The following is an 11,985-nucleotide window of genomic DNA, read 5'->3' as shown; positions in this document are numbered from 1 at the left end:
CCCGAACCGGAGACGCCACCCGCATGAGACGCCTCATCGCCCGTGTGGTGACGGCAGTGCTCGCCGCACTCGCCGTACTGACCACTGGAACCCCCGCCCACCCGGCCGAACCCACCTCACCGGCCGTGACATTCACCAACCCGATCGCCGAACAGCGCGCAGACCCGCACATCTACAAGCACACCGACGGCTACTACTACTTCACCGCGACCGTGCCCGCGTACGACCGGATCGTCATGCGCCGGGCCACCACCCTGCAGGGCCTGTCCACAGCCGCGGAGACCACGATCTGGACCAAGCGCGCCAGCGGTGAGATGGGTGCCCACATCTGGGCGCCGGAGATCCACTTCATCGACGGCAAGTGGTACGTCTACTTCGCCGCCGGCGCGTCCAACGACATCTGGAAGATCAGGCCGTACGTCCTGGAGACCAGCGCCGCCAACCCGCTCACCGGCACGTGGACGGAGAAGGGCCGCATCGCGCTGCCGCTGGACACGTTCTCGCTGGACGCCACCACTTTCGTGCACAACGGGACCCGCTACCTGAGCTGGGCGCAGAACGATCCGGCCGTCGGCAGCGGCACCAACATCTACCTGGCCAGGATGTCCAACCCGTGGACCATCACCGGCACCCCGGTGAGGATCTCCACGCCCACGCACGCCTGGGAGACCGTCGGCCACCGGGTCAACGAGGGCCCGGCCGTCATCCAGAGGAACGGCAAGGTCTTCATGACCTTCTCGGCGAGCGCCACCGACAGCAACTACTGCCTCGGCCTGCTGACCGCGTCCGCCTCCGCCGACCTGATGAACCCGGCCTCCTGGGCCAAGAACGGCCAGCCGGTCTTCAAGAGCAACGACGCCACCGGCCAGTACGGGCCCGGCCACAACTCGTTCACCGTCTCCGAGGACGGCAGAAGCGACATCCTCGTCTACCACGACCGCAACTACAGGGACATCAGCGGTGACCCCCTGAACGACCCCAACCGCCGCACCCGCTACCAGAAGCTGTACTGGAACGCCGACGGCACGCCCAACTTCGGCATTCCCGTCGCCGACGGCATCACCCCGGTCCGCTTTTCCTCGTACAACTTCCCCGACCGGTTCATCCGTCACTGGGAGTTCCGGGCCAAGCTCGAGCCGAACGTCACCAACCTCGCCGACTCGCAGTTCCGCGTGGTGCCCGGCCTCGCCGGCAGCGGCACGGTGTCCCTCGAGTCGGCCAACTACCCGGGCCACTACCTCCGCCACAAGAACTTCGAGGTCTGGGTGGAGAAGAACGACGGCTCGACAACCTTCAGGAACGACGCCAGTTTCCACCAGCGAGCGGGTCTCGTCGACTCGGCGGACGGTGTCTCCTTCGAGTCGTACAACTTCCCCGGCCGTTACCTCCGGCACTACGACTACCTGCTCCACGTGCAGCCCGCGGACACGACGACTGCCAGGGCGGACGCCACGTTCTACGCCGAGTAGGGCCTGGCAGGGCGGAAACAGCGACGCCGGCCTCCAGGACCGCAACCAGGTCCTGGAAGCCGGCGTCACACGGATCAGCTCAGGGACGCGAGCGCCTCGTTCCAGGTGGCCGAGGGGCGCATGACCGTGGCGGCCTTGGCCGGGTCGGGCTGGTAGTAGCCGCCGATGTCGGCCGGCTTGCCCTGGACCGCGATCAGCTCGTCGACGATCTTCTGCTCGTTGGCGGCGAGCGTCTCGGCGAGCGGGGCGAAGGCCTTGGCCAGGTCCGCGTCGTCGGTCTGTGCGGCCAGCTCCTGCGCCCAGTACAGGGACAGGTAGAAGTGGCTGCCGCGGTTGTCGATGCCGCCGACGCGACGGGTCGGGGACTTGTCCTCGTTGAGGAAGGTCGCCGTGGCGCGGTCGAGGGTGTCGGCGAGGACCTTGGCGCGGGCGTTGCCGGTGAACTCGGCGCACTGCTCCAAGGACGGCACCAGGGCGAAGAACTCACCCAGGGAGTCCCAGCGCAGGTAGTTCTCCTTGACCAGCTGCTGCACATGCTTCGGCGCGGAGCCGCCGGCGCCCGTCTCGAACAGGCCGCCGCCCGCCATCAGCGGGACGACCGACAGCATCTTGGCGCTGGTGCCCAGCTCCAGGATCGGGAAGAGGTCGGTGAGGTAGTCGCGGAGGACGTTGCCGGTCACCGAGATCGTGTTCTCGCCGCGGCGGATGCGCTCCACCGACAGCTTGGTGGCCTCGACCGGGTTGAGGATCCGGATGTCCAGGCCCTCGGTGTCGTGCTCCGGCAGGTACTGCTCGACCTTGGCGATCAGGTTGGCGTCGTGGGCGCGGGTGGCGTCCAGCCAGAACACCGCCGGGTCGCCGGTGGCGCGGGCGCGGGTGACGGCCAGCTTCACCCAGTCCTTGATCGGGGCGTCCTTGGTCTGGCAGGCGCGGAAGATGTCGCCGGCGGAGACGGTCTGCTCCAGGACGACGTTCCCGGCCTGGTCGACGAGGCGGACGGTGCCCGTGGTCGGGATCTCGAAGGTCTTGTCGTGGCTGCCGTACTCCTCGGCCTTCTGCGCCATGAGGCCCACGTTCGGGACGGAGCCCATGGTGGACGGGTCGTAGGCGCCGTTGGCGCGGCAGTCGTCGATCACGGCCTGGTAGACGCCGGAGTACGAGGAGTCCGGCAGGACCGCGAGGGTGTCGTGCTCCTGGCCGTCCGGGCCCCACATGTGGCCGGAGGTGCGGATCATGGCCGGCATGGAGGCGTCGACGATGACGTCCGACGGGACGTGCAGGTTGGTGATGCCCTTGTCGGAGTCGACCATCGCCAGCTCCGGGCCCTCGGCGAGCTCGGCGTCGAAGGAGGCCTTGATCTCGGCGCCCTCGGGCAGGGACTCCAGGCCCTTGTAGATGCCGCCCAGACCGTCGTTCGGGGTCAGGCCGGCGGCGGCGAGCTTGTCGCCGTACTTGGCGAACGTCTTCGGGAAGAAGGCGCGTACCACGTGGCCGAAGACGATCGGGTCGGAGACCTTCATCATGGTGGCCTTCAGGTGCACGGAGAACAGCACGCCCTCGGCCCTGGCCTTGGCGACCTGCTCCGTGAGGAACTCACGCAGCGCGGCGACCCGCATCACGGAGGCGTCGACGACCTCGCCCTCGAGAACGGGGACGGACTCACGCAGGACGGTGGTGGAGCCGTCGTCGCCCTTGAGCTCGATACGGAGCGAGCCGGCCTCGGAGATCACCGCGGACTTCTCGGTGGAACGGAAGTCGTCGACGCCCATCGTCGCGACGTTCGTCTTGGACTCCGGGGTCCAGGCGCCCATGCGGTGCGGGTGGGTCTTGGCGTAGTTCTTGACCGACGCGGGGGCGCGGCGGTCGGAGTTGCCCTCACGCAGGACCGGGTTCACCGCGGAGCCCTTGACCTTGTCGTAGCGGGCCTGGATCTCCCGCTCCTCGTCGGTCTTCGGGTCGTCCGGGTAGGCCGGCAGCGCGTAGCCCTGCGCCTGCAGCTCGGCGATCGCGGCCTTCAGCTGCGGGATCGACGCCGAGATGTTCGGCAGCTTGATGATGTTGGCCTCGGGCGTCTTGGCCAGTTCGCCCAGCTCGTGGAGGGCGTCCGGGATCCGCTGGTCCTCGGTGAGGTACTCCGGGAACACCGCGATGATGCGGCCGGCCAGCGAGATGTCACGGGTCTCCACAGAGACACCCGCCTGCGAGGCGTACGCCTGGACCACCGGCAGGAAGGAATACGTCGCCAGGGCCGGGGCCTCGTCAGTGTGCGTATAGATGATGGTCGAGTCAGTCACCGGGTGCTCCGCTCCACGTCTGCAACATTGCTCGACATCAAGATATCTCGTGATCGTGGGTGCTGGGTCGTGGGGCCGGGATGACCGCGTCGGGCAGCGGGGTGCCGCCCTGCTGGATCGCCACCGTCCGCGTCGGGGCCGGGATGCGGATGCCCTCTTCGCGGTAGCGCCGGTGCAGGCGCTTGATGAACTCGTGCTTGATCCGGAACTGGTCGCTGAACTCGCCGACGCCCAGGATGATCGTGAAGCCGATGCGCGAGTCGCCGAAGGTGTGGAACCGCACCGCCGGCTCATGGTCCGGGAGGGCGCCGGTGATCTCGGTCATCACCTCGGAGATCACTTCGAGGGTCACGCGCTCGACGTGCTCCAGGTCACTGTCGTAGGCGACGCCCGCCTGGACCAGGATGGTGAGGTCCTGCTCGGGGCGGTTGTAGTTGGTCATGTTCGTCCCCGCCAGCTGCCCGTTGGGGATGATGACCAGGTTGTTGGAGAGGTTGCGGATGGTGGTCTGCCGCCAGTTGATGTCGGTGACATAGCCCTCCTCGCCGCTGCTCAGCCGGATGTAGTCGCCGGGCTGGACGGTCTTCGAGGCGAGGATGTGGATGCCCGCGAAGAGGTTGGCGAGCGTGTCCTGAAGGGCGAGTGCCACCGCCAGACCGCCGACCCCCAGGGCGGTGAGCAGCGGGGCTATGGAGATACCCAGCGTCTGCAGCACCACCAGGCAGCCGATCGCGAGGACCAGCACCCGGGTGATGTTGACGAAGATCGTCGCCGACCCGGCGACCCCCGAGCGGGACGCGGTGACCGTCCGCACCAGGCCGGCCACCATCCGGGCCGCCGCGATCGTCACGACGAGGATGAGCAGGACGGTCAGGCCCTGGTTGACGTTGCGCTGCACCGTCCTGGTGAGCGGCAGCGCCGCCCCCGCGGCCGCCGCGCCGCCCACGACCGCGGCCCACGGCACCACGGTCCGCAGCGCGTCCACGATGACCTCGTCGCCGGTCCAGCGGGTGCGGTCCGCGTGCTTGCCCAGCCAGCGCAGCAGCATGCGCAGCAGGAACGCCGCCAGCAGGCCGGCGGCCACGGCGATTCCGGCGATGACCAGGTCGTGCATGGTGAGTTCGCGGTTCACCGGTCACCTCCGGGGAGAAGATCCGCGGGGAAGGTCCTCGCCGACGGCCGGATGTGAAGTCTCGTCACTTGTCACCTGCTCGCTTCCGTGATGTGCGGTCGCGCCGGACAGCTTTCTCGAAGTCCGGTGCGACCGCTCATCCTGCCGTATCGGGCACTGGGGTTCGTACCTGGTCCGGCAGCCGGATCGGGCCGCTCAGACGATCCCCTCGGCCAGTTCGGCCTGTTCACGGTCGTCGCCGTACGCCGCGGTGGTGGGCGTTCCGTACGAACGGCGGGCCACGAACCACCACACCGTGGCGAGGACCAGTACGACGGCGAGGGCGACCGAGGCGTAGTTCATCGTGTCGACCGTCACCGGTGACGACTGCGGCAGGCAGAACAGCACCGTGACACAGGCCACCCACACCACCGCGATCCAGCCGATGGGCCGGCTCCACCGGCCCAGGTGCCACGGCCCGCGCTGGAAGCGGTCGCCGGCCCGGAGCCGCAGGAACACGGGGATGACGTACGCGGGTGTGATGCCGATGACGTTGATGGCGGTGACCGCGCCGTACGCCGTCGCCGAGTACAGGGACGGCAGGGCGAGCACGCAGGCGACCGCCACCGACAGCCACACGGCGGCGACCGGGGTCTGGGTGCGGCTGCTGACCTTGCGCCACAGCTCCGAGCCGGGCAGGGCCCTGTCGCGGCTGAACGCGAACACCATCCGGCTGGCCGCCGCGACCTCGGCGTTGCCGCAGAACAGCTGGCCGACGATGACCACGAGCAGCAGCGCGCTGGCGCCGTCGGTGCCGAGGCCGTCGAGCAGGATCTGCGCGGGCGGCACCCCGGTCTCGCTGGCCCGCGTGGCGTCGTAGTCCTGGATGGCGAAGGTCAGGCCCGCGAGCAGCACGAAGCCCGCGATCCAGGAGACCCAGATGGCGCGGACGATGCCGCGGGCCGCCGACACCGACGCGTTGGCGGTCTCCTCGGACAGGTGGGCGGAGGCGTCGTAGCCGGAGAAGGTGTACTGGGCGAGCAGCAGGCCGATCGCGGCGACGTAGACGGGGTTCTCCCAGCCGGTCTCGTTGACGAACTCGGTGAAGACGAAGGACGGCGACTGGTGGTGGTCGGGGACGATGGCCAGTACGCCGACGATGAGGGCGACACCGGCGAGGTGCCACCACACGCTGATCGAGTTGAGCACGCTCACCAGGCGCACGCCGAACAGGTTCAGCGTGGCGTGCAGCAGCAGGATCACGACGAAGATGAGCATCGTCTTCTCCGGCGTCGGCTCGAAGCCCCACTGGAGGTTCATGAACGCGCCGGTGAACAGCGCGGCGCCGTAGTCGATGCCGGCGATCGCGCCGAGCAGGCCGAGCAGGTTCAGCCAGCCCGTGTACCAGCCCCAGCGGCGCCCGCCGAGCCGGTCGGCCATGTAGTACAGGGCGCCGGACGTGGGATACGCGCTGGTGACCTCCGCCAGCGCGAGCCCCACGCACAGCACGAACAGGCCGACACCCGCCCAGCCCCACAGCATCACCGCGGGACCGCCCGCGCCCATGCCGAAGCCGTACAGGGTCATGCAGCCGGACAGGATGGAGATGACCGAGAAGCTGATCGCGAAGTTGCCGAAGCCGCCCATGCGGCGGGCGAGCACGGGCTTGTAGCCCAGTTCGCGCAGGCGCTGCTCCTCGTCCTGTTGCCGGACCTGCTGCTGGGCACCGTCGGGGGTGGGGGGCATACGGAACCTCCAGGGAGGGGAAGGGGACGTCAGGGGCGTCGGGCGGCGGAGCGGCTGCGGGCCCGGGCCTGCAGGAAGACGTCCACGGCCTGGGCGTGATCGGCCGGACCGGAGGTGCGGCAGGCCCAGGGCAGGGGCGCGTAGTACGGGCCGATGGCGTCGAACACCCGGGCCGCCTCCGGAAACTGAAGGGCGCTCCACAGGGCGTGGGCGAGATGGTTGAGGTCGAGCGGGGAGCGTTCGGCGGCGGTGGTGAGCTCGAACCAGCCCTGGAAGGCCCGGCGTGCCTCGCGGGTGGCGTCCTCGGCGACCCAGTGCAGATCGAGCGCGGCGTCCCGCCCGCCGGTCCGCCGGTAGCGCTCGACCCGCACGTACAGCGGCAGCACATGCAGCGCGGAGCCCGGCGGTGCCCCGTCGGCGGCCCAGTGGGCGAAGCCGACCGCCTCCGCCAGCCGCCCCGACGCCGAGCGCGCGTACAGGAACTGCACCATGCGATGGTGGGCCTCGCGGTTGTACGGGTCGCGTTTGTGGGCCTGAGCCAGCAGCCCCCACGGGCCCGGCGGCAGCATCGGCTCCGGCGGCGCCACCCGGTGCTCGTCCCAGCGCTGCTCGCGGTCCAGCCGGGCCAGCGCCAGCAGGCACACCCACGGGACCGGGTCGTGCGGGGCCGCGCGGGACGCCGTGTCGCTCGCCAGCCAGGCCTCGTGCCACAGCTCCTGCGTACGGCGATGGTCGTCCCGGGCCGCCCGTAGCGCCCGCTCCACCCCCACCCGGGCCTGCATCACCACGGCCGGGACGCTGTCCGGTTCCTCGGCGAGCCAGGCCCGCACCACGTCGGTGCCGGCAGCCGCGGCGGCCAGGATCTGTGTGCGTTGGGTCCACTGCCCCCAGGTCGCGGTCTCCGCGAGCAGCGTGCGCATCGACATCCAGCGTCCGGTGCGCACCTCCTGAAGCGCGGTGCGCAGCGCACTGTCGGGTCCGGCGGGATCGTAGGCGGGTCGTGCTCCGTCTCTGGCCATCATCCCCCCGCCCCGGTCAACGGGCGGGTCCGGACGGCAGGGTGGAGTAACAACAGGGCTCCCCCGAGCGGCGGTTGAGGAGATCGCGTGGTCGGCGGTCACTATAGAGGCGGAGGTTCCGCATTCACCTCCGCTTTCCCCGATCCTTGGGAACTGGCTCGTTTCAAAGCATGATTGACGGTGAGTCAGCACCGCTTGACGGGGTGTGGCGGGCGACGGCAGGCTGTCGAGCCGTGATCGCCCAGGAGTCGACAGGGGGTTCGATGACAGGTCCGGTGCTCGCCGTCGACCAGGGCACGTCCGGCACCAAGGCGCTGGTGATCTGCCCCGAACGCGGCGTCATCGGTACCGGATTCGCCGCCGTACGGCCCCGCTTTCTGCCCGGCGGCCTGGTCGAGGTCGACCCGGCCCAGCTGTATGACTCGGTGGTCGACGCCGGCCGCCGCGCGCTGGCCGAGGCGCGCGAGCCGGTCGTGGCGCTGGGCCTCGCCAACCAGGGCGAGACCGTGCTCGCCTGGGATCCCGGCACCGGCCGCCCGCTGACCGACGCGCTCGTCTGGCAGGACCGCCGCGCCGAGCCCGTGTGCGTCGAACTCGCCCCGCACGAGGACGAGTTGCGGCAGTTGACGGGCCTGCCCGTCGACCCGTACTTCGCCGCGCCCAAGATGGCGTGGATACGACGCAACCGCACCCGCGAGGGAGTCGTCACCACCAGCGACGCCTGGCTCGTCCACCGGCTCACCGGCGCCTACGCCACGGACGCCGCCACCGCCGGCCGCACCCAGCTGCTCGACCTCGACCGCGTCCAGTGGTCGCCCCGCGCACTCGACCTCTACGGGCTGTCCGGCGAACGGCTCCCCGACGTCGTCGACACCGCCGGCCCCGTCGGCACCACCACCGCCTTCGGCCCTCGGATCCCGCTCACCGGCCTGATCGTCGACCAGCAGGCCGCTCTGCTCGCCCAGCACATCACCGAACCCGGCGGCGCCAAATGCACCTACGGGACCGGCGCGTTCCTGCTCGCGCACACCGGTGACACCCCCCGGCGCGGCAACTCCGGCCTGGTCAGCTGCGTCGCCTGGCGGCTCGCCGGACGCACCGCCTACTGCCTGGACGGCCAGGTGTACACGGCCGCGTCCGCCGTGCGCTGGCTCACCGACCTCGGCGTCATCAAGGGCGCCGCCGACCTCGACCCCGTCGGCGCCTCGGTGCCCGACAGCGGGGGCGTCACCTTCGTCCCCGCACTGGCCGGGCTCGCCGCCCCCTGGTGGCGCGGCGACCTGCGCGGATCGCTCACCGGCCTCGGCCTCGACACCACCCCCGGGCATGTGGTGCGCGCCCTGTGCGAGGGCCTCGCGGCCCAGGTCGTCGACCTCGCCGACGCGGCCGCGTCGGACCTGGGCAGTCCGCTGGCGGCGCTGCGCGTGGACGGCGGACTCACCCGTTCCACGCTCCTCATGCAGACCCAGGCCGACCTGCTGCAACTCCCCGTCGAGGTGTCCGCGCTGCCCGACGCGACCGCCCTCGGCGTGGGCGTGCTGGCCCGGCTCGGCGCGGAGCCCGGCCTGACGGTCGCCGAGGCGCTGCCCGACTGGAAACCGGCCGCCGTGTACGAGCCCCGCATCACCGCCGACGAGGCCGCCGAGCGCCTCGCGGCATTCCGCCGCGCCGTCGCTGCGCTCCTCGACGGGACGCCCGCATGACGGGCGCCGAGACGGGGCAGCTCAACGGCCGGACGACGGTCACCGAGCGGGGGCCGCTGCCTGCCGTGACGTACGACGTGGCCGTCATCGGCGCCGGTGTCGTCGGCGGCGCCATCGCCCGCGCCCTAGCCCGGCACCCACGCCTGCGCGTCGCCCTCGTCGAGGCCCAGGACGACGTCGGTCAGGGCACCTCCAAGGCCAACACCGCCATCCTGCACACCGGGTTCGACGCGGTCCCCGGCTCGCTGGAGGCGCGGCTGGTCCGCGAGGGCGCCCGGCAACTCGCCGCGTACGCCGCCGAGTCCGGCATCCCCGTCGAACCGGTCGGTGCCCTGCTCGTCGCCTGGGACGAGGAACAGCTCGCCGCGCTGCCCCGGCTCGCCGAGAAGGCCGAACGCAACGAGTACCACGCCGCCCGCCTGCTCGGACCCGCCGAACTGTACGCCCGCGAACCCCACCTCGGCCCGGGCGCCCTCGGCGCCCTGCACGTGCCCGGCGAGAGCATCATCTGCCCCTGGACGACGACCCTGGCGTACGCCACCCAGGCGGTCCGCCACGGGGTCGACCTGCACCTCAACTGCCGGGTGGAGCAGACGAGCCGGCAGGACGGCAGCCATGTGCTGAAGACGCCCCGAGGCGCCCTGCGCGCCCGCCGGCTCGTCAACGCGGCCGGACTGCACGCCGACACACTCGACGCACAGCTCGGCCACGACGACTTCACCGTCACCCCGCGCCGCGGCCAGCTCCTCGTCTTCGACAAGTTCGCCCGCGCCCTGGTCCACCACATCCTCCTCCCCGTCCCCACGGCCCTCGGCAAGGGCGTCCTCGTCGCCCCCACCGTCTACGGCAACGTTCTGCTCGGCCCCACCGCCGAGGACCTGCACGACAAGCGGGCCACCGGCTCCACCGCCGACGCACTGGCCACCCTGCGCGACAAGGGCCGCCGCATCCTGCCCGCACTGCTCGACGAGGAGGTCACCGCCGTCTACGCCGGTCTGCGCGCCGCCACCGAGCACGACGACTACCGCATCCGCGCCCACCCCGAGCAGGCGTACGTCACCGTCGGCGGCATCCGCTCGACCGGCCTGACCGCCTCGCTCGCCATCGCAGCGCACGTCACAGGGCTGCTCACCGAGACGGGTCTCGACCCGGGTCCCGAACGGGAGCTGGAGCCGGTGCGCATGCCGAACCTCGGCGAGGCCTTCCCCCGCCCGTACCAGCGCCCCGACCTCATCGCCGCAGACCCGCAGTACGGCACCCTCGTCTGCCACTGCGAACGCGTCACGCGCGGCGAGATCCGCGACGCCCTCGCCGCTACGATCCCGCCGCGCACCCTCGACGGACTGCGCCGCCGCACCCGTGCCCGGGCGGGCCGCTGCCAGGGCTTCTACTGCGGAGCCGCGGTGCGGGCGCTGTTCGAGGAGGCCGGCGCATGAGACAGGTCGACGTCCTCGTCGTCGGCGCCGGACCCGCCGGACTCGCCGCCGCCGCCCGCCTGGCCGCCGCGGGGGCCGGGCGGGTCGAGGTGCTGGACCGGGAGCAGCAGGCCGGGGGAGTGCCACGGCACTGCGCGCACGGCGGCTTCGGGACCTGGTCGCGCCCGCTGACCGGGCCGGCGTACGCGCGTCTGCTGGCCGACGCCGCGGTCCACGCCGGGACAGTCGTACGCACCGGGGTGACCGCCCTCGACTGGGCGGGCCCGCTGGCCCTGACGACGGTCAGCCCGGACGGCCCCGAGACGATCACCGCGAGAGCGATCGTGCTGGCCACCGGCGCCCGCGAACGCCCCCGCACGGCACGCCTGGTGCCGGGCACGCGTCCCGCCGGCGTCTACACGACGGGCGAACTCCAGCAAGCCGTCCACCTGCACCGGCAGCCGGTCGGCACCCGGGCCGTGGTGGTCGGCGCGCAGGACGTCTCATATGCCGCCGCCGACACCGTACGAGCCGCCGGGGCCGACGTCGTCGCCATGGTCACGGAGCTGCCCCGGGCCCAGACGGCAACCGTCCGCGCGCTGGACGCCCGGCTGCGCCGCGGCATCCCACTGCTCACCGACACCACGGTCACCGAACTGCTCGGCCACGGACGGCTGTCGGGCGTCCGGGTACGCCACCGCGACGGCCGTACGGCCACCCTGCTCTGCGACACGGTCGTTTTCACCGGCGACTTCGTGCCCGACCACGAACTGGCCAGGCGCGGCGGACTGCCCCTGGATCCCGGCACGCGCGGGCCGGCCGTCGACGGCGCGTTGCGCACCGCCCACCCGGGCGTGTTCGCCGTCGGGAGCGTGCTGCACGCCGTGGAGAGCGCGGCCACGGCGGCTCGCGAGGGCGCACACGCCGCCGACGCCGTCCTTGCCGCACTGGCAGGCGCCGAGTGGCCCGACGGCGTCCCCCTGACCGTGGATCCGCCCCTGCGCTGGATCGCCCCGAACCGCGTCACCCCGGCCGACCGCCACCCCTACGTACTGCGCACGGCCACCCTGCTCACCCACCCGGTCCTGCACATCACCCAGGACGGCCGCCTGCTGCACCGCCGACCGCTGCGCTCGGCCGTCCCGAACCGCACGCTCACGCTCACCGCACGCTGGACGCCCCGCGTCGATCCCAAGGGCGGCCCGGTCCGGGTGAGCGTCGCCTGAAC

At 71.6% G+C, this 11,985-nt stretch carries 8 protein-coding genes; 4 read left to right on the top strand and 4 right to left on the bottom strand.

Annotated elements, in window-relative coordinates; translation table 11 throughout:
- Positions 1 to 23 precede the first annotated feature (23 nt).
- The gene (locus ACKTSN_RS05525; protein ID WP_409468041.1) at positions 24 to 1,469 is read left to right on the top strand and encodes a family 43 glycosylhydrolase; all 1,446 of its coding nucleotides are present in this window, start codon (positions 24 to 26) and stop codon (positions 1,467 to 1,469) included.
- A gap of 74 nt (positions 1,470 to 1,543) precedes the next feature.
- Here ACKTSN_RS05525 and ACKTSN_RS05520 read toward each other — a convergent pair whose 3' ends face one another.
- The 4 genes from ACKTSN_RS05520 to ACKTSN_RS05505 form a co-directional block, all read right to left on the bottom strand.
- Complete coding sequence (locus ACKTSN_RS05520; RefSeq protein ID WP_409468040.1) at positions 1,544 to 3,763, bottom strand: NADP-dependent isocitrate dehydrogenase; 2,220 nt, start codon at positions 3,761 to 3,763, stop codon at positions 1,544 to 1,546.
- Positions 3,764 to 3,800: 37 nt separating this feature from the next.
- Entirely contained in the window at positions 3,801 to 4,895 is a 1,095-nt protein-coding gene (locus tag ACKTSN_RS05515; protein ID WP_409468039.1) for a mechanosensitive ion channel family protein, read from the bottom strand.
- Between the two features lie 195 nt (positions 4,896 to 5,090).
- Entirely contained in the window at positions 5,091 to 6,620 is a 1,530-nt protein-coding gene (locus ACKTSN_RS05510; RefSeq protein WP_409468038.1) for an amino acid permease, read from the bottom strand.
- A 29-nt stretch (positions 6,621 to 6,649) separates the two neighbouring features.
- A complete protein-coding gene (locus ACKTSN_RS05505; RefSeq protein WP_409474747.1) occupies positions 6,650 to 7,639 on the bottom strand; it encodes a hypothetical protein in 990 nt (329 codons plus the stop codon).
- 263 nt (positions 7,640 to 7,902) lie between these two features.
- Between ACKTSN_RS05505 and ACKTSN_RS05500 the strand changes: the two genes are divergently transcribed.
- From ACKTSN_RS05500 to ACKTSN_RS05490, 3 genes are read left to right on the top strand one after another with little or no spacing between them, the layout of a single operon-like run.
- Positions 7,903 to 9,342, top strand: a complete 1,440-nt coding sequence (locus tag ACKTSN_RS05500; protein ID WP_409468037.1) for an FGGY family carbohydrate kinase — start codon at positions 7,903 to 7,905, stop codon at positions 9,340 to 9,342.
- Positions 9,339 to 10,778: an FAD-dependent oxidoreductase gene (locus tag ACKTSN_RS05495; protein WP_409468036.1), complete on the top strand. Its 1,440-nt coding sequence runs from the start codon at positions 9,339 to 9,341 to the stop codon at positions 10,776 to 10,778. Before ACKTSN_RS05500 ends, ACKTSN_RS05495 begins: the two co-directional genes overlap by 4 nt.
- Positions 10,775 to 11,983, top strand: coding sequence for an NAD(P)/FAD-dependent oxidoreductase (locus ACKTSN_RS05490; RefSeq protein ID WP_409468035.1), 1,209 nt, complete (start codon positions 10,775 to 10,777; stop codon positions 11,981 to 11,983). Before ACKTSN_RS05495 ends, ACKTSN_RS05490 begins: the two co-directional genes overlap by 4 nt.
- The last annotated feature ends 2 nt before the right edge of the window (positions 11,984 to 11,985 follow it).

The organism is Streptomyces flavusporus, from assembly GCF_046267975.1.
Lineage (GTDB): Bacteria > Actinomycetota > Actinomycetes > Streptomycetales > Streptomycetaceae > Streptomyces > Streptomyces flavusporus.
This window is presented reverse-complemented; position numbering and strand designations above follow the sequence as displayed.

Excerpts from the sequence above, each read along its gene's own strand:
- ACKTSN_RS05490 (WP_409468035.1), top strand. The coding sequence starts at position 10,775 with ATGAGACAGGTCGACGTCCTCGTCGTCGGCGCCGGACCCGCCGGACTC.
- ACKTSN_RS05500 (WP_409468037.1), top strand. The coding sequence starts at position 7,903 with ATGACAGGTCCGGTGCTCGCCGTCGACCAGGGCACGTCCGGCACCAAG.
- ACKTSN_RS05510 (WP_409468038.1), bottom strand. The coding sequence starts at position 6,620 with ATGCCCCCCACCCCCGACGGTGCCCAGCAGCAGGTCCGGCAACAGGAC.
- ACKTSN_RS05495 (WP_409468036.1), top strand. The coding sequence starts at position 9,339 with ATGACGGGCGCCGAGACGGGGCAGCTCAACGGCCGGACGACGGTCACC.
- ACKTSN_RS05505 (WP_409474747.1), bottom strand. The coding sequence starts at position 7,639 with ATGGCCAGAGACGGAGCACGACCCGCCTACGATCCCGCCGGACCCGAC.
- ACKTSN_RS05525 (WP_409468041.1), top strand. The coding sequence starts at position 24 with ATGAGACGCCTCATCGCCCGTGTGGTGACGGCAGTGCTCGCCGCACTC.